The 22427-nt window shown below is 62.3% G+C and carries 26 protein-coding genes and 1 other RNA gene; 14 read left to right on the forward strand and 13 right to left on the reverse strand.

Going from position 1 to position 22427, the window contains the following annotated elements; all coding sequences use genetic code 11:
- Position 1: 1 nt before the first annotated feature.
- The 3 genes from SM765_RS16665 to SM765_RS16675 form a co-directional block, all read right to left on the reverse strand.
- The gene (locus SM765_RS16665; protein ID WP_274832474.1) at positions 2-1585 is read right to left on the reverse strand and encodes an ABC transporter substrate-binding protein; all 1584 of its coding nucleotides are present in this window, start codon (positions 1583-1585) and stop codon (positions 2-4) included.
- Between the two features lie 357 nt (positions 1586-1942).
- A complete protein-coding gene (gene dtd / locus SM765_RS16670; protein WP_274838621.1) occupies positions 1943-2386 on the reverse strand; it encodes a D-aminoacyl-tRNA deacylase in 444 nt (147 codons plus the stop codon).
- 29 nt (positions 2387-2415) lie between these two features.
- Positions 2416-3099, reverse strand: coding sequence for a nitroreductase family protein (locus SM765_RS16675; protein ID WP_274838622.1), 684 nt, complete (start codon positions 3097-3099; stop codon positions 2416-2418).
- 136 nt (positions 3100-3235) lie between these two features.
- On the opposite strand from SM765_RS16675, the gene SM765_RS16680 reads away from it, so the two are divergent.
- Positions 3236-3655, forward strand: a complete 420-nt coding sequence (locus SM765_RS16680; RefSeq protein ID WP_274835752.1) for an Hsp20/alpha crystallin family protein — start codon at positions 3236-3238, stop codon at positions 3653-3655.
- A 110-nt stretch (positions 3656-3765) separates the two neighbouring features.
- Here SM765_RS16680 and SM765_RS16685 read toward each other — a convergent pair whose 3' ends face one another.
- On the reverse strand, positions 3766-4908 hold the full coding sequence (locus SM765_RS16685) for a TFIIB-type zinc finger domain-containing protein (RefSeq protein ID WP_425537319.1): 1143 nt from the start codon (positions 4906-4908) through the stop codon (positions 3766-3768).
- 184 nt (positions 4909-5092) lie between these two features.
- On the opposite strand from SM765_RS16685, the gene SM765_RS16690 reads away from it, so the two are divergent.
- Positions 5093-5470, forward strand: a complete 378-nt coding sequence (locus tag SM765_RS16690; RefSeq protein WP_065270798.1) for a CZB domain-containing protein — start codon at positions 5093-5095, stop codon at positions 5468-5470.
- Between the two features lie 75 nt (positions 5471-5545).
- On the opposite strand, the gene SM765_RS16695 is transcribed toward SM765_RS16690, so the two are convergent.
- The 5 genes from SM765_RS16695 to SM765_RS16715 all read right to left on the reverse strand — a co-directional run bounded on the left by SM765_RS16695 (position 5546) and on the right by SM765_RS16715 (position 11174).
- A complete protein-coding gene (locus tag SM765_RS16695) occupies positions 5546-6697 on the reverse strand; it encodes an SPFH domain-containing protein (RefSeq protein WP_368981636.1) in 1152 nt (383 codons plus the stop codon).
- Between the two features lie 63 nt (positions 6698-6760).
- On the reverse strand, positions 6761-7627 hold the full coding sequence (locus SM765_RS16700) for a DUF2927 domain-containing protein (protein ID WP_274835765.1): 867 nt from the start codon (positions 7625-7627) through the stop codon (positions 6761-6763).
- 124 nt (positions 7628-7751) lie between these two features.
- Complete coding sequence (locus tag SM765_RS16705) at positions 7752-8942, reverse strand: toxic anion resistance protein (RefSeq protein ID WP_065270796.1); 1191 nt, start codon at positions 8940-8942, stop codon at positions 7752-7754.
- 25 nt (positions 8943-8967) lie between these two features.
- A complete protein-coding gene (locus SM765_RS16710; protein WP_065270795.1) occupies positions 8968-9882 on the reverse strand; it encodes a 5-bromo-4-chloroindolyl phosphate hydrolysis family protein in 915 nt (304 codons plus the stop codon).
- A 164-nt stretch (positions 9883-10046) separates the two neighbouring features.
- On the reverse strand, positions 10047-11174 hold the full coding sequence (locus tag SM765_RS16715; protein ID WP_274838655.1) for a pseudouridine synthase: 1128 nt from the start codon (positions 11172-11174) through the stop codon (positions 10047-10049).
- A 61-nt stretch (positions 11175-11235) separates the two neighbouring features.
- Here SM765_RS16715 and SM765_RS16720 point away from each other — a divergent pair, with 61 nt between their 5' ends.
- The 3 genes from SM765_RS16720 to SM765_RS16730 all read left to right on the forward strand — a co-directional run bounded on the left by SM765_RS16720 (position 11236) and on the right by SM765_RS16730 (position 13233).
- Positions 11236-11685 carry a nucleoside deaminase gene (locus SM765_RS16720; protein WP_274835749.1) on the forward strand — a complete coding sequence of 150 codons (450 nt, stop codon included), beginning with the start codon at positions 11236-11238 and terminating at the stop codon, positions 11683-11685.
- A gap of 8 nt (positions 11686-11693) precedes the next feature.
- On the forward strand, positions 11694-12554 hold the full coding sequence (locus tag SM765_RS16725; protein WP_368981637.1) for an aminoglycoside phosphotransferase family protein: 861 nt from the start codon (positions 11694-11696) through the stop codon (positions 12552-12554).
- A 70-nt stretch (positions 12555-12624) separates the two neighbouring features.
- Entirely contained in the window at positions 12625-13233 is a 609-nt protein-coding gene (locus tag SM765_RS16730) for a DNA-3-methyladenine glycosylase I (protein ID WP_274835747.1), read from the forward strand.
- Here SM765_RS16730 and SM765_RS16735 read toward each other — a convergent pair.
- Positions 13230-13922, reverse strand: coding sequence for a metal-dependent hydrolase (locus tag SM765_RS16735; protein WP_274835746.1), 693 nt, complete (start codon positions 13920-13922; stop codon positions 13230-13232). The genes SM765_RS16730 and SM765_RS16735 overlap by 4 nt on opposite strands.
- Before the next feature lie 181 nt (positions 13923-14103).
- Here SM765_RS16735 and SM765_RS16740 point away from each other — a divergent pair, with 181 nt between their 5' ends.
- From SM765_RS16740 to SM765_RS16775, 8 genes are all read left to right on the forward strand, one after another.
- Complete coding sequence (locus SM765_RS16740; RefSeq protein ID WP_490363105.1) at positions 14104-14742, forward strand: Spy/CpxP family protein refolding chaperone; 639 nt, start codon at positions 14104-14106, stop codon at positions 14740-14742.
- Between the two features lie 122 nt (positions 14743-14864).
- Positions 14865-15152: an Asp-tRNA(Asn)/Glu-tRNA(Gln) amidotransferase subunit GatC gene (gene gatC, locus SM765_RS16745; RefSeq protein ID WP_274828335.1), complete on the forward strand. Its 288-nt coding sequence runs from the start codon at positions 14865-14867 to the stop codon at positions 15150-15152.
- A gap of 3 nt (positions 15153-15155) precedes the next feature.
- On the forward strand, positions 15156-16643 hold the full coding sequence (gatA, locus tag SM765_RS16750) for an Asp-tRNA(Asn)/Glu-tRNA(Gln) amidotransferase subunit GatA (RefSeq protein ID WP_274838625.1): 1488 nt from the start codon (positions 15156-15158) through the stop codon (positions 16641-16643).
- A gap of 51 nt (positions 16644-16694) precedes the next feature.
- A complete protein-coding gene (locus SM765_RS16755; RefSeq protein ID WP_274838626.1) occupies positions 16695-17471 on the forward strand; it encodes a hypothetical protein in 777 nt (258 codons plus the stop codon).
- Positions 17471-18187 (forward strand): N-acetylmuramoyl-L-alanine amidase, encoded by a 717-nt coding sequence (locus SM765_RS16760; RefSeq protein WP_274838627.1) that lies wholly within the window; start codon positions 17471-17473, stop codon positions 18185-18187. Before SM765_RS16755 ends, SM765_RS16760 begins: the two co-directional genes overlap by 1 nt.
- Positions 18188-18247: 60 nt before the next feature.
- An RNA gene (gene rnpB, locus SM765_RS16765) (RNase P RNA component class A) lies at positions 18248-18661 on the forward strand.
- 109 nt (positions 18662-18770) lie between these two features.
- Entirely contained in the window at positions 18771-18938 is a 168-nt protein-coding gene (gene rpmG / locus SM765_RS16770; protein ID WP_065270785.1) for a 50S ribosomal protein L33, read from the forward strand.
- A gap of 233 nt (positions 18939-19171) precedes the next feature.
- Complete coding sequence (locus tag SM765_RS16775; RefSeq protein ID WP_065270784.1) at positions 19172-19585, forward strand: hypothetical protein; 414 nt, start codon at positions 19172-19174, stop codon at positions 19583-19585.
- Between the two features lie 40 nt (positions 19586-19625).
- On the opposite strand, the gene SM765_RS16780 is transcribed toward SM765_RS16775, so the two are convergent.
- From SM765_RS16780 to SM765_RS16790, 3 genes are all read right to left on the reverse strand, one after another.
- A complete protein-coding gene (locus SM765_RS16780) occupies positions 19626-20099 on the reverse strand; it encodes a GNAT family N-acetyltransferase (RefSeq protein ID WP_065270783.1) in 474 nt (157 codons plus the stop codon).
- Between the two features lie 117 nt (positions 20100-20216).
- The gene (locus SM765_RS16785; protein WP_065270782.1) at positions 20217-20993 is read right to left on the reverse strand and encodes a Bax inhibitor-1/YccA family protein; all 777 of its coding nucleotides are present in this window, start codon (positions 20991-20993) and stop codon (positions 20217-20219) included.
- A 205-nt stretch (positions 20994-21198) separates the two neighbouring features.
- Positions 21199-21408 carry a DUF1127 domain-containing protein gene (locus tag SM765_RS16790; RefSeq protein ID WP_065270781.1) on the reverse strand — a complete coding sequence of 70 codons (210 nt, stop codon included), beginning with the start codon at positions 21406-21408 and terminating at the stop codon, positions 21199-21201.
- 124 nt (positions 21409-21532) lie between these two features.
- On the opposite strand from SM765_RS16790, the gene SM765_RS16795 reads away from it, so the two are divergent.
- A complete protein-coding gene (locus SM765_RS16795; protein WP_065270780.1) occupies positions 21533-22414 on the forward strand; it encodes a LysR family transcriptional regulator in 882 nt (293 codons plus the stop codon).
- Positions 22415-22427: the final 13 nt, after the last annotated feature.

The raw sequence follows: 22427 nt of genomic DNA on the forward strand, positions 1-22427 counted from the left end.
GTTATGCCTTCACCCACATTTTGTGCGGTGCGTAGCTGTTCATCAGGGCAAAGCCTTTTGCACCGTCGACCCAGCCTGCCAGCTTGTCCGAGGTCGCATCGACGAAGTCGTTGAACATCGGGCAGATCAGGCCGCCTTCGTCGCGCTGGATGGCGCCCATGTCGGCATACATCTGGGTCCGCTTGGCGGTGTCCAGCTCGGCGCGGGCCGCCAGCAGCAGCTGGTCGAACTTTTCGTTGTTGAACCGGGTGTCGTTCCAGTCCGCTGTCGACAGATAAGCGGTGGTGTACATCTGGTCCTGGGTCGGACGACCGCCCCAGTAGCTGGTGCAGAAGGGCTGCTTGTTCCAGACCTCGGACCAGTAGCCATCGTTCGGCTCACGCTTGACGTTCACGTTGATGCCCGCGGTTGCACAGGACTGCTGGAACAGGGCCGCCGCATCCGGTGCGCCCGGGAAGGAGTTATCCGAAGTGCGCAGCAGGATCTCACCGTCGTAACCCGATTTCTTCAGGTGGTGCATCGCCTTGTCCGGATCGAACTCGCGCTGCTCGAACTCGGTATAAAGCGGATAGGACGAGTTGATCGGGGAGTCGTTGCCGACCGTGCCGTAGCCATTGAGGATCTTGTCGACCATTTCCTGACGGTTGATGCCGTATTTCAGCGCCATCCGCACGTCGTTGTTGTCAAACGGTGCAGTGTTGCAGTGCATGATGAACACGTAGTGACCGGGGCCGCTGGTGGAATGCACGTTGATGTTCGGCGCGCGGTCAACCAGTTTCGCGGTGCGCGGGGGGACCCGGTCGATCATGTCGACCTGACCCGATTGCAGCGCGGCAACGCGGGCGGTGTTGTCGTTGATCACCACGTATTCGATGGTTTCGGCATTGCCCAGATCACCCCAGTAGTTGGGGTTCTTCTCGGCAACGAAACGCACGCCCATATCGACTTCTTTCAGGATATAGGGGCCGGTGCCGATCGCGGCTGCCGGATCGTCCTTGCCGCCGCCGGGCTGGATGGCCAGGTGGTAGTCGGTCATCAGGTAGGGAAGGTCGGCGTTGGGGCTGTCCAGCTCGATGATGACGCTGTCACCTTCGGTCGAGATGTTGGTGATGCTGCGCATGATGCCCAGTGCGCCGGATTTGGTGTCTTCGCCCGAGTGGCGGTCCATGGTCTGCGCCACGTCTTCGGCGGTCACGGGTTTGCCGTTGGAGAAGGTGATGCCCTGGCGGATCTTGAAGGTCCAGACACGTGCGTCTGCGGAGGCGGAGTAGCTTTCCGCGACCTTGCCCTGGATGCCGCCGTCGTCGGCCAGCTCGACCAGGGATTCACCCCAAAGACGGATCAGCGACAGGGCAACCTGATTGGTGGCCAGCGCCGGGTCCAGGCTGTCGGTGGTGCTGCCGCCCTGCAGGCCGACGCGGATGGTGCCGCCTTTTTGGGGGCCTGCGGCCATGACTTCGGTGGACAGCAGCGAGTTGGCTGCAGCAGCGGTGAGACCCAGCGCAGCGGCGCGGCCCATGAATTCGCGGCGGCTCATCATGCCCGTGGCAGCCTGACGCGCGAGGAAATACAGTTGATCTTTCATTGAAGTCTCCCAGTTGAATTTGCCGCTTCAAACAGCTTTTTCTTGATTGGCTATTCAAGATTTGCGCATTTGCGGCGGCCTAGCAAGCATTAATACCTGTTCCGCAGCGGCGTCCGGGGCCAAAGCGGCGGGACACATGCCAGCGACAGGTCGCGTTTTGCCAGTGGTATGCCGCATTTTTGTGAATGAAAACCGGGGGAAGGCAAAAATTCACTAAAAACGACATGCGTATGCCGGTTTTGCGCATTCGTAGTGCGATGCCGGGATTGCGTGCAGATATGGCCAAATCCCGGCGGCAGAAGAGAGAATCGCCCCCGACAACACGTGGGCAAAGGACCGGTCTGGTCGGAAAAATTCTTACCCGGTGGTGTCCATCCAAATCGTAACGGGGCCGTCATTCAGCAGGCGCACCTTCATGTCGGCGCCGAACCGCCCGGTGGCCACCGGCAGGCCAAGACCGGTCAGCGCCTCGCAGAAATAGGTATAAAGCCGCGCGCCGGTTTCAGGATCGGCGGCATCGGAAAACCCGGGCCGGTTGCCGCGTCTGGTATCTGCCGCCAGGGTGAATTGGCTCACCGCCAGAACCGCGCCGCCGATGTCGCGGACCGAGCGGTTCATCTTGCCCGCGTCGTCCTGAAAGATGCGCAGCTTGGAAATCTTCGCCGCCAGATGATCGGCTTCGGCTTCGGTGTCGCCCTCCATCGCACAGACCAGCACCAGCAGTCCGGCACTGATTTCTCCGGTCACTTCGGTATCGACGGTGACTGAGGCTTCGCTGACGCGCTGAATGAGGGCTCGCATGGGGATTGTCGTCCTTTTGTGTCGAAGGCTTAGCCGCGCCAGTCGGTGAATTCGGGCAGGGGGGCACGGGTGGTTCTGAACCTGTTTGCCGGATGATCCGGGTCGGCATAGCCAAAGCTAATCGCGCAGAGGATCAGCCGATCCTGCGGGATCTTCAGCATCTCGTGCAGCATCGGCGCAAAGGACGCGACCGCGGCCTGCGCGACGCTGGCGACCCCTGCCGCCTGCGCCGCCAGGGTAAAGGCGGCAACGAAACCGCCACTGTCCATTGCGCCATAGGGGCCAAGTTCGGCAGGTGAGGACAGGATCGCACAATGGGGCGCGCCGAAGAGGTTGAAGTTCTCCATCATCTGCCGGGCAGATCCGGCGCGGTCGCCCTTGGTCACTCCGACCGCTTCGTAGAGCGCCCAGCCACATTCCCGGCGCCGTGCCTGATATTCATTTGAATAGCCGTCCGGAAAACTCAGGTCCGGTGCGTGTCCGCCCGCCATGGCAGCCTCTGTCAGCGCGTTGCGCAGACGGTCGGTTTCGGCGCCGCTGGTGATGGTCACTTTCCACGGCTGGGCATTGCACCAGGACGGGACTTTCTGGGCGCAGCGCAGGATCTGCTCGATCACCTCCCGGTCAACCGGATCCGGGCGGAAGGCCCGGCAGCTGTGACGGTCCTTCATCAGGGCGTCCAGTTCGGTCAGATCGGCTGACTTCGTGGTCATCTGCAACTCTCCTGCTGTGGTGCGGCGCCACAATGGCCAGCGGTGCCACGGGGTTCAAGGCCAGAATTGAGATGGATCAAATCGAGACCTCACCGGTTGAGATACGCTGCCCGCGTTCGAAACAGGAGGAAGATCAATGGTAGAAAAGACCGAACAAAGCGGTTTCTGGCCGTCGCTTTATGATCCCTTTCGTGCATTTGGTGCCCGGGTTGCAGATTGGCTGAGCCCGGCGACCGAGGCCTCTTCGGGGGATGCAGCCTATGACATCACCATGGAACTGCCGGGTGTCACCGATGAGGATGTTGAGCTGACGGTGGACAATGGCGTTCTGACCATCAGCGGCGAAAAGAAGACCTCGACCGAGAAGAAAGGCGATACCTGGTACTTCAGCGAGCGCCAGTATGGTGCATTCCGCCGTGCCTTCCGCCTGCCGGAAGATGCTGATGGCGCTGCGGCAGCGGCGCATATGGAGGATGGTGTGCTTCATATCAGCGTTCCCAAGAAGGCGCTGGAACAGCCAGAGACCGCGAAGAAGATCAAGATCTCCAAATCCTGAGGCGTTTTCGGCCTTGGGCAGAATGCCGGGCAGTCCGGCGACAAACGGCGCATAGCCCCGGATCCGGGCTGTGCGCATCGGCATGTCCGGGGGGCTTGAACGTCCCAGGTTTACTGCTGGTTCCCGATATAGATTGCTGCGGCGATCAGGACAGCCAGGACGGCAACTGCGCCTGCGATTTTCCAGGCGGAGTAGGGGCGTTCGCCCTGAACCCGTCCGGATTGTCCATTGACGACAAAACGATAGGTCTTGCCCCGGTATTTATAGGCCGCCAGCCACACCGGCAGCAGAATGTGTTTGAAGGTAACGTCCGAGACTTGCGTGTCGATATGCGAGATTCGCTGACGGTCGCCGCCGATATCAAACCGCACATCCCGTTTGATCACCCGGTCCATATGGGCGCGGGCCTCCTCAAAACCGTCCTGCAAAGAGATTGCATAGGCTTCGGCCCGGAACCCGGCTAGATATTGCGGTTGATACGGCTCCAGCGCCGACAGATCCCAGGGTTCCAGCGCATCGGTATAGCGTTTGGGCAGGCTTTTCGACGCCAGCACCAGCACATCGTCAAAGAAGCGTTTGACCCGACCTGACACCGGGCGCCAGCGCACCTTTGCGACCTGTTTGGCCTGCGGTTTGCCATCGACCATGACCGTTTCGGTCACGTAGTAGACCGTACCGCGCTGGCCTGAGTAGGAACTGCGGGTGTCGGCGTCATAGGTCCAGTAGGGGACATAGATCCCCTCCATCCGGCGCCCCTTGCGGGCGTATTTTTTCAACCCGTTTGGCGCGAACCACAGGCGACCGAGCCAGTCTGTCATGGCTTTGTGGCCCGCGCGTTCGTCGATGGCGAAAGGCAGGACGCCCTTGGGTTTTATGTGGCGGCTTTCGCCAGTGTCGGTGACCACGGGCGTTGCGCAGAATGGGCATTCGCGGGCGTGGGTGGTGGGATCGAATTCTACCTCTGCCGCGCAGTTGGGGCATTTGGAAACCCGCGTGGTTTCCATGTCGGCCTCTGGCAGCTGACGATCCAGCGCGGCGCGAAAGTCCAACTCGCGCAGGGCGCCGCCGCGCCAGGGCCCCCCGTTGATCTCTTCGGTATGGCCGCAATGGCTGCAGGTCAGGGTTCCGGATTGCGGGTCGAACCGGTAATCGGCGCCACATTGCTCGCAGGGAAAACGATGGGTTTCATCCGGCACAGCGGCAGAATCAGTGTTTTCAGTGGCAGGCGGAGGGGGAGGAGGGGAAGATGGCACGGCGCTCTCTCAAATTGTAACGATTTTTTCCGGTCGTTGTTTATTTAATTGATTTTTATTTATGTTTCCCGGCGGAACCGAGTCGATCAAGGGGAATTCACGGTGAGGGTTGAGATGTGAGCTTAATGTTTGATTAACCTGTGAAGGGCTACGGCAGAAGTGTTCAGTAACAAGGAGTATGAGTATGTCTGTAGCGGCTATCCAGGATGAGATTTCCGAAGCCATCAAGGCCCATAGCACATGGAAACTTCACCTTCGCACGGGCACCATCAGCGGCAGACTTGAAACGCCTTCGCGTGACATCTGCTGTGATGACAAGTGCAAATTCGGCCAGTGGCTGCATTCGCCTAGTACGGAAGCCGGTATGGCAGGTGATGCCAACTATGTGCGTGCGAAGAAACTGCATTCCGAGTTCCACCAATTTGCCGGCGCCATCGCACAAAAGATCGAACGTGGCGATCTGGATGCGGCCAAACACGATCTGGATCTGGGCAAGCCGTTCGATGAAAAGACCAAGGAACTCACCAAACACATGATGGTCTGGCGCAAGAGCCTGCAATAGTGACGACATGTCGGCCCGGCTCAGTTCTGTCAGGCCGACAGTTAAGGCTCGGAGCGCGCGCTTGGCGCCCCGAATTCAGCCCGCGGGAGGCGGTGGGGGCGGAGGCGGCAGAATGGTGAAAAGCTGCGCCAGTTCGGCGACATCACCGGCCCGTTGCCAGCCATCCTGGCCGGGAGTCCAGACGTGGGTGTCGCGCTTCAGTTGCCCTTCCTGCGCCATGCGTCCGAGACGCGCCTTGGAATAGGGTCCCGAGGTCTGACCGTTTTCTGCGATATGCCAGACGTGTTCGACCGGGGGCGGCGGCGGGGCCATCGACGCTGCAGCGGGCGCGGGACGGGCGCCCCAGGGACCTGACGGCTGACCCGCTGCACCCTGCGACATGGCATTGCCCATCTGCTGGGCCATCGCCATGCCCATCCCCATTCCCAAACCGGCGCCCATGCCGCTGTTCGGGGTGCGGGCTGCGGCGTCCATCGCCTCGGCAGCGGCGAACTGGGTGTATTGGCCAAGATCGCCCACGATCCCCATTTGGGTGCGCCGGTCCATGGCCTGTTCCACCGCAGGCGGCAGCGAGATGTTCTCGATATAGAGCTCCGGGATCGCCAGGCCATATTCGGCCACGGTGGCGGAAATCTCGGCCGCAACCAGTTTGCCCAGATCGGCGGTATTGGCGGCCATATCCAGCACCGGAATGCCCGAGCTGGCAACGACGCGGCTGAACTCCTGCACGATGATGTTGCGGATCTGGAAGCTGATTTCATCCATAGTGAATTCGCCATCGGTGCCGACGATCTCGGTCAGGAAGCGCGCCGGATCCACCACCCGCACCGAGTAGCTGCCAAAAGCGCGCAGACGCACCGGGCCGAACTCCGGATCGCGACAGATGATCGGATTCTTGGTGCCCCACTTCAGGTCGTTGAACCGGGTGGTGCTGACGAAATAGACCTCGGATTTGAAGGGCGACTGAAACCCGTGGTCCCAGTGCTGCAGCGTCGTCATCACCGGCATGTTGTTGGTCTCAAGCATATAGAGACCGGGGGTGAAGACATCCGCCAGCTGGCCTTCGTGCACGAACACGGCTGCCTGTCCTTCGCGCACCGTCAGCTTGGCGCCATATTTGATCTCATGGCCTTCGCGTTCAAACCGCCAGACCATGGTGTCGCGGGTGTCATCGACCCAGTGAATGACGTCGATGAACTCTCCGGTGAGAAAGTCGAAAATACCCATATCTCAGGTCCTCTTCCTACGGTGTGCCTGCTGGGAGCCTCATCGATGGGCGCAAGGGCCACCTTACAGGGGCTGTCCCATGATTTCGCGGGCGATAATGCGGGTGATCGGGCGGGCTTCTTCGGCGCTCATCCCGGTTTTCAGTCTTGGATCATACAGCATCTGCAACAGCTTTTCGTCATGGCTGGTCAGAAAGGCAAATTCGTCATCGTCGTTGAAAATCGACGGGCGCGCCCGGGGGCTGTCGTTGAGCAGGCCCAGGCCTTGTGCGATTTCCTCGTGGATGCAGCTTTGCCGGACCAGATCGGGATGCTCCGCGCGGATCAGCGCGACGCCGCGAATATAGTCGAAGGGGCTGCCCTGGGCGCCGCCGGCAAGGACAAAGCAGTAATGCGTCCGTGGCGGGTTCACGAAGAGCTGGAAATCGTTCTGGCTGATATTGGGCAGCAGTTCACGGACCCGTTTGGCCACAAAGGCGCTGTCGTCCTTGCTGGCAAAGATGACGTGGAAATTGCCGCGCTTCGCCACCGCCGCAACGGGATGGTTGGTGATCCGCCCGAGCCGCATGGCGTATTCGGCAACCCGCGCGCCGTCGGCGCGGCGCTGACTTTCAGGGATCGAGGGGCCGAATTCAGCCTGCAAGCGCACCGGCCCGGACCAGCGGCTCAGGCCGCCTGTAGCGCCGCCACCGCGCCCGGCGTATTCGTTGAAAAAGGAAATCGCTTCGAAGTTTTCCGCCAGATCCTCGGCATCATAAGGCGTATCGGGTCCGCCGCCATCGGTGCGCAAAAGGCCTCGCGTCAGCAGGTCCTGCTGCAGGACACGGTAATATTGCCGCAGCTCTGCGCTGGCGGCCGAAGGCGCAGCGGGCGCGACCATGGCAGCCGGACGTGGTTTTGGCACGACGGACTCGCTGCGGCCCATGGGCATGCAGGCTGACAGCAGGCCCAAACCCAAAAGCGCGGCAAGGCGTACAGGCGCGGATATTGCCCGCCCGGCGCTGCCTTCGGCACAAATCGCCGCCGACCTATGACGTTTTTGCCAGATCATCAGGTCAGGACGGAACCGCTGTGCCGGCATTGTCTCCGATGCCATCGCGGCGCGCCTTGGCGGCGGCCAGTGTATCGCGCAGCTCGGCTTCCATCTTCTTCAGCTCGCCCTCGGCAGCGGCGCGTTTGGCTTTGCCCTCATCGGCGATCTGCAGGCTTTCCTGAATGGTGCCGATCAGATCCGCATTGGCCTGTTTCACCGCTTCGATATCGAACACACCGCGTTCCATTTCCTGCCGGATCGCCTTGTTGCTTTCGCGCAGGTTGGCCGCGTTGGAGGTCAGCAGCTCGTTGGTCAGATCATTGGCATCGCGCACCGCTGCAGCAGCCTCGGCCGAGCGCTGGATGGTGACCGCCTGCGCCAGCTGGGTTTCCCAGAGCGGCACGGTATTGACCAGCGTTGAGTTGATTTTGGTCACGAGCGATTTGTCGTTCTCCTGCACCAGGCGGATCGAGGGCAGCGACTGCATGGTGACCTGCCGGGTCAGCTTCAGGTCGTGCACCCGGCGTTCCAGATCGTCCCGGGCGGCGCGCAGATCGCGCAGTTCCTGCGCGCGGATCACCTGGTCGGCTTCGGCGGCTGCTGCGACGGCTTCTTCCAGCGCGGGAATTTCGCTGCTGTCCAGCTCTCCGAGCTTGGCCTCGCCCGCAGCGATATAGAGCGCCAGCTCGTCGTAAAAGGCCAGCGTCTTTTCATACAGCATGTCGAGCGATTTGATGTCCTTCAGGAGCCCGTGTTCATGGCCAAGAAGATCATCGGTGATCTTGTCGATCTGCGCCTGGATGGTCTCATAGCGCGCGGTGAATTTAGCAAAGGGCGCGGCGCGGCCCAGCAGGCGTTCCCAGAAGGTGGGTTTGCGACGTACATCCAGTTCCGAGACGGAAAAGCCGCGGATCGTGGTGACGATATCCCGCAGAGAGTCCCCGGCGGGGCCGACATCCTTGTTGCGCACATCGGCCAGCATCGCCTGACTGATGGTCTGCAATTCGGCCTGCGCGCCGGATCCGAACCCGATGATCGAGTTGCTGTCGCTCATGTCGATTTCGCCCATGCGGCTGCGGATCGCTTCGCTGGTGACTTCATCCGCCTGCTCCAGCGGCTGGATGTCACCCGTGGGATCCGCAAGCGCGACGCCCGTCACCTCCGTGACCATGGCCTCGGCTTCGATTGCTTTCTTCTGAACGGTCTCGGACATCGGTGGCGTTCCTCGGGTCAAAGTGTCAATTGCGGTCCAGGCGGACCCCTTCGCGCTGCAGGCGGTCGCGCAGCACGTCGATTTCGATGGTCAGATCACTGCGGTCTTCGAGCAGCATCTTTTGCGTACGGGCTGCAAAATTCTGTTCCAGATCTTCCAGCAGGGCAAGGTAGTCACTACGGGCCTGCGGATCCTGGCTGCGGGCATAAATATCTGCGAATTTGATGGTCGCATCGCGCGCGCCCTGCAGATAGACGGTCAGATACTTGCGCGCACCGGTCAGGTCGCGCGGGTCTTCTTCTATGGTGCGGAACATGTCCCGGGCGACAGCCTGAAACTGATCCACACGCGCCTCCAGCTGCCGGTCACGCGCCCTAAGCGCCGCGTCCCGCATGGCGTCAAGGTAGGCTTCGGCCTCATCCACGGCGCGGGCAACGCGGCTTTGCTGGAAGTCGTCCACGCCCTCCACGCCCTTGTCCTGCAAAGGGTCAAGGCCAAAGGCGGCCAGATGCAGGCCGGTGGCTGTCAGCCCGTAGACGGCGGCGATCATGATCCCCGGTTCTGCCTTCCAGGCGGCCAGCGCGGCCCCGGCGCCGGTCAAAACCGAGGCGAGGATCTTGCGCGGCAAGGCCGGTTTGCGCGCGACACGGCGCGCGGCAAAGGCGGTTTCGGCCCGCAACCCTTCGCGCAGAAGAAAGGCGGCCCCGGTCCAGAGGGCAGCTGCAATCCCGCCAAGCGCCAGACCGGTGGCCCCGTCGTTCAGCGACAAGATCAGCAGCACGCCCCCAGGCACGAACATGGTATTGGCACGGGCGCCGACAGGATCGACCTGTGCGCTGCGAAAGGAATTGGTTTTGCCCGTTGGCGGGGATGTGTCACCCAAGGCGGCCGGATCACCGGCGCCATCGGGGCTGTATTTGCCGCCATACCTCTGTGCCATGGATCAGCCTCCCACAATCCATCCGGTGCTCAGTCCGAACATCAGAACAAGCAGGGCGGCGAAGGCGACTTTCTGCACGCGGGTTCCCCCATGACACGATTTACATGCCTGAAATCTAAGGGATTGCAGGCCGCCTTGCTAGGGGGAAGTGTCGGGCAAATGCCTCAGCGGCGGGGATTCTTGCCGATTGGACGATTGCCGGGCTTTGCGCCATTGCCGCCGCGTCCCTTGCCGCGGGTATCCGGTTTGCCGGGCTGTCCAGGCTTGCCGCCGCCAGTATGGCCGGATTTGCCCGTCGGGGCTCCTTGTGGTTTGGCCTGCGATTTGCCACGCGGTTTGCCAGCGCCGCCGCCGCTATAGGGGGCAGGGGCGTCAGTGCCGGGTTTGCGGCCGCCGGGGCGCTTGCCGCGCATCGGTTTGCGCCGCTGGGGGCGGTCGGTCTGTGGCGTCTCTTCGGTGTCGTCTTCGAGACCTAGCTGATCGCGGATCACCCGGGGGCGCAGTTCTTCGACTTCCCCGGGTTTCAGATTGCCCAGCTGGAACGGGCCGTAGGACAGGCGCAGCAGGCGGTTGACGGAAAACCCGATATCCTCCATGGCGCGGCGGATTTCGCGGTTCTTGCCTTCGCGCAGTCCCACGGTCAGCCAGGCGTTCGCCCCCTGCTGGCGGTCCAGCGCCACGGTCATGGGCTGGAACGTCTCGCCGTCGATCACCAGCCCTTTGCGGAGCGGCTCGAAATCCGTTTCTTGCGGGCGACCCTTGATACGCACCCGGTAGCGGCGCAGCCAGCCGGTCGAGGGCAGTTCCAGCTTGCGCTTGATGCCGCCATCGTTGGTCAGGAGCAGCAGCCCTTCGGAATTGAGGTCAAGCCGCCCGACGGTCATCACCCGCGGCAGATCCTCGGGAAGTTCGTCAAAGATGGTCGTGCGGCCCATCTCGTCGCTGGTGGTGGTCACCAGTCCGGCGGGTTTGTGATAAAGCCACAGGCGCGGCGCTTCTGCCTCGGGCAGGGGCTGGCCGTCGATCAGGATCCGGTCCCGCGCCGTGACGTTCAGCGCGGGGCTGTCGATCACCTTGCCATTCACCGCAACCCGCCCCTCGGCGATCATCCGCTCGGCCTCGCGCCGCGAGGCAACGCCGGCCCGCGACAGAACCTTGGCGATCCGGTCACCTTCGGGCGTGCCCGTGCTCTTGTCGCCTGCAGTGGCGTCGGGACGCGACGGTTTCGCGGCTTTGCCTGTCGGGCCTTTGGGGCGGTGCGGGCGCTTGGGGGATGCGGGTGTTTTGCTCATCCCATCGCCATAGAGCATTCCGGCGTCTTGCGAAAGCGGGCATTCTACGGCAGGGAAGGCCATGGTTTTCCGTTCTCACATGACCCTGGCCCTGGAAGAGGCCCGCGCTGCCGCCGCGCGCGGCGAGGTGCCGGTGGGCGCGGTTCTGATTGCGCCGGACGGAACGGTCGCGGCGCGGGCCGGAAACCGCACTCGGGAGCTGAACGATCCCACCGCCCACGCCGAGATCCTGGCGATCCGCGCCGCCTGCGCCGCAGCGGGAGGGGAGCGACTGACGGGATATGATCTTTATGTGACGCTGGAGCCCTGCGCCATGTGTGCGGCGGCCATCGCAGCGGCGCGTATCGCGCGGGTCTACTACGGCGCCTCTGATCCCAAATCCGGCGGCGTTGCCCATGGGGCCTGTGTGTTTTCACATCCGCAGGCACACCATGTGCCCGAGATTTATGAAGGCATCGCCGAAGCGGACTGTGCTGCCATTCTGAAAGAGTTCTTCACCGCAAAACGATAGGGGCCGGAATGAAAGGGCATGTGAAACCGCCGGAAGAGGTCCTTGCCGCGTTCAGGGTGACGGTACCGGAGTGGATCGCGACCACCGCCATTGCCAGCCTTTGGAAAGTCTCCCGCGCCGGGGGCGGTGCCGCGGTGCTGAAATACTATGGCGCCCGGGGCATGGGCAGCGAGGCCAGCGGTTTTCGGTTTCTGCAAGCTGCGCCCGAGAGTTGCGCGGCCCAGGTCTATGACCTGCGCCCGGATGCCGCCCTGGTCGAATGGCTGGAGGGGCCATCGCTCGCCGATGTTGCAATCGCTGGTGAGGACGAAATGGCTGCACGCGAACTGGTGAGGGTCGCCTCTGGCCTGCATCCCGGTACGGGCCAGGCGCCAGAGGGCTATCCCCGGCTGGAAGATCGTTTTGATGCGCTGTTCCATCTGAGGCCCGCGCCGAGTTGTGCGGCAGGGGGCAAGGCGGCGATTGCCGCGTGCCAGACCCTGGCCCGCGATCTTCTCGACGCGCAGGTGGATGTGCGCCCGCTGCACGGGGATTTGCATCATGGCAACGTGATGAAAACGCCCCGCGGGTTTTGCGCCTTTGATGCCAAGGGGATCGTTGGGGAGCGGACCTACGAGTTGGCCAATGCCTTTCGCCATCCCTATGGGGACCCCGATTTGATCCGCGACCCGCGTCGGATCGGGATGCTGGCCGATCTTTGGGCCACAGGATTTGCAGTGGATCGTCAGCGTCTTTTGCAATGGGCAGCGGTCAAATGCGCGCTCTCCATTGCCTGGCGCAGTAAAGGGCGATTGGCGCAGGACGCGGAGCTGGATCTGCTGGCGGCGCTGCTGTACTGCGCGTCGGGGCCGGGCGGCGCGCGCGTATAGACACTGGACGGCCCATGCAGACCATGCCATGTTCGCTCTTTGTTTCGCTGATCGAACCGGGAGGAAGGCGATGTCCGCGATTATCGTTGGGGAAGATGGGCTGGCCCGCTGCGGCTGGAGCGCCAGCGCACCGGAATTTGATGCCTATCATGATGCGGACTGGGGTTATCCGGTTGGCGACGATATCCGGTTGTTCGAAAAGATCTGTCTTGAAAGCTTCCAGTCCGGCCTCAGCTGGCGCACCATTCTGGCCAAGCGCGAGAATTTTCGCGCCGCTTTCGCGGGCTTTGATTGGAATGTCATCGCCACATACACCGATGCGGATGTGGAGCGCCTGTTGCAGGATGCCGGGATCATCCGCCACCGAGGCAAGATCGAAGCCGTGATCAACAATGCGAAACGCGCGCAGGAGCTGGTAGAAGAAGCCGGATCGCTCGCCGCGTTTTTCTGGAGCTTTGAGCCGGATCCGCAGAGCCTGCCCGAGCCGCAGACGCAATCGACCAGCCCGGACTCCGTGGCGCTGTCAAAGGCGCTGAAGAAACGTGGCTGGAAGTTTGTCGGCCCCACCACCGTCTTTGCCTTCATGCAGGCGATGGGGCTGATCAATGACCACGCGCTGGGCTGCTGCTGCAGAGAAAAGGCCGCCCGCGCGCGGGCGGCGTTTACAAAGCCGGTTTAGACCTCAAGCGCTGTCATCACCTCAGGTTCGATCACTTCGACCCCGGGCAGGCCTGCGCTCAGATCCTCTGCGGATTGCTCCAGCAGGGGGAAAGTCTTGTAGTGGCAGGGGATTACCGTCTTGAAGTCGAAGTAGCGCTTGGCCGCATAGGCCGCCTGCTTCATGTCCATGGTGAAGTGACCGCCAGCGCAGAGAATGCCGATATCGGGTTTGAAGTAATCCCCGATCCAATCCATGTCCGCCATGATCGCGGTGTCGCCGGAAATATAGATCGTCTTGCCCTCGGCCTGCAGCACATAGCCGACTTCCGACCCGCCGGTGCGCGGGCCTTCGGGGGTGGCAAAGGTCGAGCTGTGCGAAGCAGGCACCATCGACAGTTTCGGCCCGCCCAGATCGACGGTTCCACCCTTGTTGAAGCCGACGGTTTCGACCCCTTCGGTTTCACCCCAGAAGCCCATGATGTCATATTGGCCAACCACGGGAATGTTCAGTTTTTTCGCGAGCGGCAGCACATCGACCACATGGTCGAAATGCACGTGGGTCAGGATGATATGGGTGGCGCCTTCAATGGCGGCATCATGCTGGTCCTCGGGCAGGCTGGGGTTACCGGTCAGCCAAGGGTCCAACAGCAGCACTTTTCCTTCGGTTTCAAAACGGAAACTGCCGTGGCCCAGCCAGATGATCTTCATGGTGTCTCTCCCAATTCATTGATTTGTCTGCTCTCACCCTAGCACGCCGAATGCCTGTTTCCATCGGTTTGCTGTCCTGCAGGCCCGGTCAGGGCCCCGGTCCACAGTGTTTCGCAGCAAACTTGTGCTCTAGCGGTGAATGTGCCCTCATGGGCGTCAGAACATGATGGGAGGCAGTGCTGTGACAATGATCGGGTCGAAGGCCACCGTTCTTCTGAGCCTGCTGGCACTTGCGCCGATATCCGCTGCGCCCGGCCATGCCGAGGGCGCGGGAGGGCACCAGGGACACCAGCAGCATCAGGGTGATGAGGCGCAACCCTATGCCGGGCAGCAAAGTCGGCGAATCAAGAGCCTTTCGGATGCGGACATCGCTGAGCTGCGCGCGGGCAAGGGCTGGGGCTTTGCCCTTCCGGCGGAACTGAACGGCTGGCCTGGCCCTGCGCATCTTCTGGAACTGGCGCCGCAGATCGGGCTGAGCGAGACGCAGATCGGGCAGGTGCGCCAGATCCATCGCGAAATGGCCACCGAGGCGCAGCAGGCCGCCGAGGTCTTCATTGCCGCCGAAGAACGTCTTGATCAGGCCTTTGCCTCAGGCAACCCCGACGCCGATGAGTTGCGGCGCCTGGTCTCCGAAGCAGGCGCGGCGCGGGCGGATCTGCGGTATGTCCACCTGTCCCGGCATTTGCAGACGGTGCAGTTTCTTTCGGGCGAACAGATTGCCGCCTATAATCGCTTGCGCGGCTACGCGGCTGATCCTTGCGACGCGGTGCCGGAGGGGCATGATCCCGCGATGTGGCAGATGCACAATAACTGCGAATGAGCGCTCCTGCGCTCCCCAGCCTGTGGCTGGGGAGGGATTAGACACCCGTTTTCGGTGCAGACCCGCTTGCGGCGCGGACGGTGCGGCGGTAAACGCGTCTGTAACACGAGATGAGGGTTTCCATGTCGATTGACCAAAGCACTGCCGCCAAAGTGGCCAAACTGGCCCGGATCAAGGTCGAAGAGGACGCGCTGCCTGCGCTGGCAGACGAGTTCAACACCATCCTTGGGTTCATCGAACAGTTGAACGAAGTGGATGTGGACGGGGTCGAGCCGATGACCTCGGTCACGCCGCAGCGTCTGAAGCGGCGCGAGGATGTGGTGAACGATGGCAATCAGCAGGACAAGATCCTGGCCAATGCCCCCGACGCCCGCGAGGGCTTCTTTGCGGTCCCCAAGGTGGTGGAGTAAGACATGAGCGATCTGAACAAACTGGGCCTGGCCGAGGCCCGCGATGCCCTGCGCAAAGGCGACACCACCTCTGTCGAGCTGACCGAAGCCTGCCTGAAGGCCATCGAAGGCGCCGATGCGCTGAACGCATTCGTGCACAAGACGCCCGAGATCGCGCTGGAGCGCGCAAAGGCAGCCGATGCCCGCATCAAGGAAGGCGATGCGCCTGCCATGTGCGGCCTGCCGGTCGGGATCAAGGATCTGTTCTGCACCAAGGGCGTGGACAGCCAGGCGGCCTCCAACATCCTGAAAGGCTTCAAGCCCGAGTATGAGTCGACCGTTTCGCAGAAACTGGTGGATGCGGGTTCCGTGATGCTGGGTAAGCTGAACATGGACGAATTCGCCATGGGCTCGTCCAACGAAACCTCTGCCTATGGCGATGTGGTCAGCCCCTGGCGGCGTGACGGCAGCGATGCCAAGCTGACACCGGGTGGCTCCTCGGGCGGCTCTGCGGCTGCCGTGGCGGCAGACCTGTGCCTTGCGGCCACCGGCACCGACACCGGCGGCTCGATCCGTCAGCCTGCGGCCTTTACCGGCACCGTCGGCATCAAACCCACCTACGGGCGTTGCTCGCGCTGGGGCATCGTGGCCTTTGCCTCCTCGCTGGATCAGGCCGGGCCGATGACCAAATCGGTGCGCGATGCGGCGATCATGCTGGAAGCCATGGCCGGGCACGACCCGAAAGACAGCACCAGCGCCGATCTGGCGGTGCCGGATTTCGAGGCGATGCTGACCGGCGACATCAAGGGCAAGAAGATCGGTATCCCGAAAGAGTACCGCATGGACGGCATGCCTGCCGAGATCGAAAATCTCTGGGCCGATGGCACTGCCATGCTGAAGGACGCGGGCGCCGAGATCGTCGACATCTCGCTGCCGCACACCAAATACGCGCTGCCTGCCTATTACGTGATCGCCCCGGCCGAAGCCTCGTCGAACCTGGCACGCTACGACGGGGTGCGCTACGGCCACCGCGCCACGCTGGAGGCTGGCGATGGCATCACCGAGATGTACGAAAAGACCCGCGCCGAAGGCTTTGGCCACGAGGTGCAGCGCCGCGTGATGGTCGGCACCTATGTGCTGTCGGCAGGCTTCTATGATGCCTATTACAACCGCGCCCGCCGCGTTCGCACCCTGATCAAGAAGGACTTCGAAGATGTCTTTGCCGCAGGCGTGGACGCGATCCTGACACCGGCGACGCCCTCTGCTGCTTTTGGGCTGGGTGAAATGACCGATGCGGATCCGGTACAGATGTACCTCAATGACGTCTTTACCGTCACTGTGAACCTTGCGGGCCTGCCGGGCATCTCTGTGCCTGCGGGTGTCGATGCACAGGGTCTGCCGCTGGGCCTGCAGCTGATCGGCCGCCCCTGGGAAGAGGGCGATCTGCTGAACACCGCCTATGCGCTGGAGCAGGCCGCCGGGTTTGTGGCAAAGCCGGGGAAATGGTGGTAAAACCGGCTCAAACAAGAGCATGAACCATACGACCATAAACAGGTGATCCCGATGCGCGTCTTCGTCTCCCTCGCCGCCGCTGGCAGTCTTCTGGCCCTTGCAGCTTGCAGCCCGCCAGTGCCGGACAGCGCGGCCGGGGTGGGCGTGGACGGCGATCCCTTCGCCGCCCGTCCGGCGCAGGGCACCACGATCAACGGCGATCCACTGATCCCCTCGCCTCAGGTTGTCGGCGCGCCCCTGGCGATGCCGACAGATCAGAGCGGAGCCACCTCGGTCGCTGCGGCTGGAGCCTCGGTTGGCACTGGCAGCAATGCCGATATCGCTCGCGAAACGGCAGCAGCCCTGAGTGCGGCGCGGGCCAACTCTGGTCAGGCGCCGCTTGAAGCAAGCCCGGACAACCCTGCGCCGCAGATTGTCGGTGGCAACCCGCGTCTGTCGGACGAAAACAGCTTTGATGCGGTGTCGTCGCGCCAGACCATCGAAAGCGATGCCGAGCGTCTGAAACGGCAGCGCGCCCAGTATCAGGTAGTGGAGCCGACGGCGCTGCCCACGGTCTCTGCGGGCAACCGGGATCCAAATATCGTGCAATACGCGCTCAGCACTTCCAACCCGCCGGGCAACCGCATCTTCAGCCGCACGGGTATCAACCTCAAGGCCCGCTCGTCGCGTAATTGCGCAGGCTATGCTTCGCCCGAGCTGGCCCAAGTGGCGTTTCTTGAGGCGGGCGGCCCCAAACGCGACCGCTACGCGCTGGACCCGGATGGGGATGGCTATGCCTGCGGCTGGGACCCGTCCCCCTATCGTCTGGTCCTGCGCGAAGACTCCTGATGTCCGGAACTGACAGGGCAGGGGATGAGGCCGGGGCGATCTGGCATCCCAGCCCCAATTTCGGTCCGCGTCGTGACGGTCTGACGCCGGCTTTCGTGGTTCTGCACTACACAGCAATGGAGACGGCTGAGGCTGCCCTGCAGCGGCTGTGTGATCCTGCGGCCGAGGTGTCGGCCCATTACCTGATCGGACAGGATGGCACCCTCTGGCAGATGGTCGAGGAGGCGCAGCGCGCCTGGCACGCTGGTGCGGGCGAATGGTGCGGGCTGGAGGATCTCAATTCCCGGTCCATCGGGATCGAGCTGGACAATCGCGGCGATCACCCGTTCTCCGAACCGCAGATGGCGCGGCTGGCGCAACTGCTGGGCGATATCCTGCGCCGCTGGGAGATCGCGCCCGAGGCGGTGATCGGCCATTCGGACATGGCGCCGGGCCGCAAATGCGATCCGGGTGCCCGGTTCGACTGGGCGCGGCTGGCCCGTCAGGGGCTCGCCCGGCAGGTAGCGCAAGCGGAGGCGGCAGGGCAGAGCCTGATGGAGTCAGAGAGCGCCGATATGGCGCGTTTCCGCGCCTATGCCCGCGACATCGGATATACCGCCCCGGTGGAGGATGAGACGCTGCTGGCAGCTGTGCGGCTGCGCTATCGTCCCCAGGCCCGCGGGGCGCTTTGTGCGGAGGATTTCGCGCCGCTGGGCCAGGCAGACCTCTGGGTCTGAATGAGACCGGCTGCAACCACCCTTGACCTGTCAGCCCCCAGGGCCTAGGTGCAGCCCTGCGCAGAAGGCTGGACGGCCGCGCTGGGGGCTCGCCCTCCGCGAGGAAAGTCCGGACTCCCTAAAGCAACGGTGCCGGGTAACGCCCGGGCAGGGCAACCTGACGGATAGCGCCACAGAAATGAAACCGCCGTGCCCCCGGCAACGGATCAGGGCGCGGTAAGGGTGAAACGGTGGGGTAAGAGCCCACCGCGCCCCTGGCAACAGGGGCGGCACGGCAAGCCCCACCGGGAGCAACGCCAAATAGGGCCCCCGCGCGGGTAGGTCCCGGCAACGGGATACCGCCGCTAGGCATGCTTTAGCCAAGAGGGGCCGGGTTGGCAGCTAGAGGTACGCAGTAATGCGTATCGCAGATGAATGGCCGTCCATGAGGCGCAAGTCTCGGGACAGAATCCGGCTTACAGGCCTTCTGCGCAAAATATCCCCCCGAATCCTATTGACTTGGGGGGCAGTGCAGGTAAAAGCGCACGCTCATATAGGAATTTACCGAGAGGCCCCCTGCCTTTTCGGACGCAGGAGAAGCACCATGGCGAAGCCGACGACCATCAAGATCCGCCTGAACTCGACCGCGGGCACGGGCCACTTCTACGTGACCAAGAAAAACGCACGCACCATGACCGAAAAAATGGTCATCCGGAAATACGATCCGGTTGCGCGCAAGCACGTCGAGTACAAAGAAGGCAAAATCAAGTAAGCCCATCCGGCATACAGGATTTTCAAAAAGGGTCACGCCCCGCGCGTGGCCCTTTTTCGTGTTTGGAGCCGGGTTTTCGGCGGTCGTTGCAGGCGCAGGGCAGGTGAGAGCTTGTTCGAATTTGAAAAAATTACCCGATAGTTTAGCCGCCTGTACGAAAGGATAGTTCCCCTTTTCGCCTCATTTCGGTCGTAACTTGTTTACGTGGGTAAATGAGACAAGTGGGTGATAGTATGTTCAGGCGTATCTTGTTCAGCGTGGTTTTTGCCGTGGCCGTGGCGCCCTCTCCGGAGGCGACGATTGCGGGCGTGGTGCCGGTTCCGGCGCCGGTGATGGCCGGGCCGCTGTCCCTGACCGCTGGTCGAACTCAGCAGCCTGCGACAGCGCCGCGCTCGGGCAGCCAGACCCTGCGGGTCGAGGTGCAGGGCCGGGCCTTGTCGCTCTCCGTTGTACGGGCGGGCTCGACCGGGCTCGCGGTGCTCAGCGCCCCTGCGCATAGCGTGATTGGTAACCTGCCTGACATGACACCTGCGGATTTCCAGACCATTGCGGCGCGCGAAAGCGGCTGCAGCGTCTCGGGCGAGGTTCAGGTGCTCGGCAGCGACCGGGGCACGGTTGCCCTTGCCACCGGTCTAAGCTGCTCCTGAGCCGCCTCTCAGCTGGTCTGGGGGCTTGTGGAGATGAGCCTCAGGCGCGCCATTCCGCGACGGTCGTAACCGGCTGCAATCCCATGCTGCTCATCAACCCGGCAGAGGCGGTGTCAAAGACGGCAAAGCTTGTGGTCAACGTGTCGATGCCAAGTGTCTGACAGCGGGATTTCACTTCTGTCACCAGTGCCTGACCAACTCCCAGACGGCGGAATGGCGGATCCACGGCAATATGATGCAACTGGATCCGTTTGCCGCCGCGCATCACTGGCAGGTGAGGCTGGTCTTCGATCTCATAGATAGCATAGCCCATCAGGGCGCCTGCGGGGCTTTGCGCGGCGATTGCCTGTATCCCGTCCTTTTCCATCCAGTCTGACAGCCAGTCTGCAATGTCACTGTCGGCCGGGGCAGACGGGTAGCGGAGCGGTTGTTCTTCCGCGTGCTGTGCATGGAGGTCCCGCAGCAAGGGAACAATACGCCCTGCGTCGCGGGCAGTGATATCGGTAATCTTCATCTTCTAAATCCTGTGGTCAGTTCAAAAGGCCCAGCCCAAAAAGAAAAGGCTGGGCATAAAGAAAGGGCGGATCGCTGTGATCCGCCCCTTGCTGAAGTCTTGGTATGGCCGGTGGCGTTATTCGCGGTTCCCAAGCAGCTGAAGCAGCATCATGAAGAGGTTGATGAAGTCCAGATACAGGCTGAGGGCGCCCATGATCGCGGCTTTGCCCAGCCATTCCTGATCGCCGGATTCGGCCATCTGCAGGTAGGTGTTCTTGATGTTCTGGGTGTCATAGGCGGTGAGGCCTGCAAAGATCAGAACGCCGATCACCGAGATGGCAAAGGCCATGGCGGAGGACGCCAGGAAGATGTTCACCACCGAAGCCACGATCAGGCCGATCAGCCCCATGATCAGGAAGGTGCCCATTGCGGAAAGGTCTTTCTTGGTGGTGTAACCCACCAGGGAAAGGCCCGCGAATGCGATGGCGGTGATCAGGAATACCTGAACGATCGATTCACCGGTGAAAACCAGGAAGATCGAGCTGATCGACAGGCCCATGACGGCTGCGAAGGTGTAGAACACCAGCTGCGCGGCCGAGGCCGACAGGCGGTTGATGGCGGCGCCAAAGCCGAACACGAAGGCGAGTGGCGCGAACATGATCACCCACTTCAACGGCGACGCGTAGATCGCATAGCCGAGGCTGGTCAGGTATTTGTCGGCGCTCAGCTGTGCAGAGGCGGCCGACGGATCGGTTGTCACCGCGAGGCCCGCGATGGCCCAGGCGGCCAGAAAGGTGATGAACGTGCCCACGGACATGGTGCCGTAGACTTTGTTCATATGGGCGCGTAGGCCCGCATCGATCTCGGCAGTGCGTGCGCCTGCTGTAGAACGAATGGTGTCAAACTGTGCCATGTATCATGGTCTCCGTTTTCAAAAAGTCTCCCCAGTTGCGCGGAACAGCCAGTTCAACGGCCATGCACAACATTCCCGTCAAATATCGGGTCAAAGCCCATACGGTTCAAGTCTGCGATGAAAAGATTTGCCGCAAAAACATGAAAAGGCGCACCATTACAGCGGGTGCGCCTTCAGTCGTCATTTGTCATCTGTGAGGTCTCTGTCAGCGCGTCCAGGAATCCGGTGCGTCCCAGAATGGGCGGCGGGCCTCTTCCTTGGCGGCGTCGCGGCTGATGCCGATGTCTGCCAGCGCCTCAGCGTCCAGTTTTGCCAGCGCGCGCCGCTGGCGGGTCAGAGCGAATGCGCCTTTGATGCGATCCGCGAGGCTGCGGCGGGGTTTCGGGCTGACCGAGGTGGTGGAGATATAGGTCATGGCTCTTGTCCTTTTTTTCGTTCGTGATGGTATCGTGGGCCTTTATCAATTCTGTTGATGTATATGGGGGAGTGTGATTAATATTGGAAACGAATGTTTTTGATATCTTCCATCAGAGGTCGTGATGATTAGAAATTTGGACCTGACGACGCTGCGCTCATTTGTGGCAGTGGCAGACAACGGCGGCGTGACACGCGCAGCAGGTTTTTTGCATCTCACTCAATCGGCGGTTTCGATGCAGTTGAAACGGCTGGAGGAGTTGCTGGGGCTTGAACTGCTGGACCGGTCGGGGCGCTCCATTGCCCTGACCCCATCGGGGGAACAGCTGCTCGGTTATGCTCGCCGCATGGTCGCGCTCAATGACGAGGTGATCACCCGGCTGACCGATCAGGCTTTTGAAGGTGAGGTTGTTCTGGGGGTGCCGCATGACGTGGTCTATCCGGTCATCCCGCGCGTACTACAGCGGTTCAACACCAGCTTTCCCCGCGTCAGCGTCAATCTGGTGACCTCGAATACCCGCGATCTGAAGGCCGGCTTCGCCAAAGGGGCCTATGACCTGATCCTGACAACCGAAGGAACTGCGGGCGAGGGTGGCGAGCCCATCCACGAAATGCCGCTACGCTGGATCGGCGCGGTGAACGGCTCCGCCTGGCGGCAGCAACCGCTGCGTCTTGGCTTTTGCCGCAACTGTATTTTCCGGGCCTCTGCAACCGCAGCACTGGATGAGGTTGGGATCGAGTGGGATATGGCGGTGGACAGCGAATCCGACCGCACGGTGGAGGCCACGGTGAGCGCGGACCTTGCCATTGGTGTTCTGCTGGAGGGCACCCAACCTGCGCATCAGGAGGTTATCGAACACGGCGGCGTGCTGCCTGCCTTGCCGGTGCAGCAGATCAACCTCTATGGCGCGGACCGGGTGCGGGCCGAGTATGTTGGCGATCTGGCCAATATCATTCGGCAGGGGTTTGCCGCTCTGCGTCCGGCGCAGTTGCGCGCGGCGGGCTGATCAAAGGGGCTGA

This window comes from Pseudophaeobacter sp. 1A09344, from assembly GCF_041008745.1.
Lineage (GTDB): Bacteria > Pseudomonadota > Alphaproteobacteria > Rhodobacterales > Rhodobacteraceae > Phycobacter > Phycobacter gallaeciensis_A.

Coding starts and splice junctions, on each gene's coding strand:
- SM765_RS16710 (WP_065270795.1), bottom strand. CDS start 9,882: ATGGCACAGAGGTATGGCGGCAAATACAGCCCCGATGGCGCCGGTGAT.
- SM765_RS16780 (WP_065270783.1), bottom strand. CDS start 20,099: ATGAAGATTACCGATATCACTGCCCGCGACGCAGGGCGTATTGTTCCC.
- SM765_RS16705 (WP_065270796.1), bottom strand. CDS start 8,942: ATGTCCGAGACCGTTCAGAAGAAAGCAATCGAAGCCGAGGCCATGGTC.
- SM765_RS16785 (WP_065270782.1), bottom strand. CDS start 20,993: ATGGCACAGTTTGACACCATTCGTTCTACAGCAGGCGCACGCACTGCC.
- SM765_RS16775 (WP_065270784.1), top strand. CDS start 19,172: ATGTTCAGGCGTATCTTGTTCAGCGTGGTTTTTGCCGTGGCCGTGGCG.
- SM765_RS16790 (WP_065270781.1), bottom strand. CDS start 21,408: ATGACCTATATCTCCACCACCTCGGTCAGCCCGAAACCCCGCCGCAGC.
- SM765_RS16755 (WP_274838626.1), top strand. CDS start 16,695: ATGCGCGTCTTCGTCTCCCTCGCCGCCGCTGGCAGTCTTCTGGCCCTT.
- SM765_RS16665 (WP_274832474.1), bottom strand. CDS start 1,585: ATGAAAGATCAACTGTATTTCCTCGCGCGTCAGGCTGCCACGGGCATG.
- SM765_RS16725 (WP_368981637.1), top strand. CDS start 11,694: ATGAAAGGGCATGTGAAACCGCCGGAAGAGGTCCTTGCCGCGTTCAGG.
- SM765_RS16700 (WP_274835765.1), bottom strand. CDS start 7,627: ATGCCCATGGGCCGCAGCGAGTCCGTCGTGCCAAAACCACGTCCGGCT.
- SM765_RS16680 (WP_274835752.1), top strand. CDS start 3,236: ATGGTAGAAAAGACCGAACAAAGCGGTTTCTGGCCGTCGCTTTATGAT.
- dtd (WP_274838621.1), bottom strand. CDS start 2,386: ATGCGAGCCCTCATTCAGCGCGTCAGCGAAGCCTCAGTCACCGTCGAT.
- gatA (WP_274838625.1), top strand. CDS start 15,156: ATGAGCGATCTGAACAAACTGGGCCTGGCCGAGGCCCGCGATGCCCTG.
- SM765_RS16715 (WP_274838655.1), bottom strand. CDS start 11,174: ATGAGCAAAACACCCGCATCCCCCAAGCGCCCGCACCGCCCCAAAGGC.
- SM765_RS16690 (WP_065270798.1), top strand. CDS start 5,093: ATGTCTGTAGCGGCTATCCAGGATGAGATTTCCGAAGCCATCAAGGCC.
- SM765_RS16730 (WP_274835747.1), top strand. CDS start 12,625: ATGTCCGCGATTATCGTTGGGGAAGATGGGCTGGCCCGCTGCGGCTGG.
- SM765_RS16695 (WP_368981636.1), bottom strand. CDS start 6,697: ATGGGTATTTTCGACTTTCTCACCGGAGAGTTCATCGACGTCATTCAC.
- SM765_RS16760 (WP_274838627.1), top strand. CDS start 17,471: ATGTCCGGAACTGACAGGGCAGGGGATGAGGCCGGGGCGATCTGGCAT.
- rpmG (WP_065270785.1), top strand. CDS start 18,771: ATGGCGAAGCCGACGACCATCAAGATCCGCCTGAACTCGACCGCGGGC.
- SM765_RS16675 (WP_274838622.1), bottom strand. CDS start 3,099: ATGACCACGAAGTCAGCCGATCTGACCGAACTGGACGCCCTGATGAAG.
- SM765_RS16735 (WP_274835746.1), bottom strand. CDS start 13,922: ATGAAGATCATCTGGCTGGGCCACGGCAGTTTCCGTTTTGAAACCGAA.
- SM765_RS16720 (WP_274835749.1), top strand. CDS start 11,236: ATGGTTTTCCGTTCTCACATGACCCTGGCCCTGGAAGAGGCCCGCGCT.
- SM765_RS16795 (WP_065270780.1), top strand. CDS start 21,533: ATGATTAGAAATTTGGACCTGACGACGCTGCGCTCATTTGTGGCAGTG.
- gatC (WP_274828335.1), top strand. CDS start 14,865: ATGTCGATTGACCAAAGCACTGCCGCCAAAGTGGCCAAACTGGCCCGG.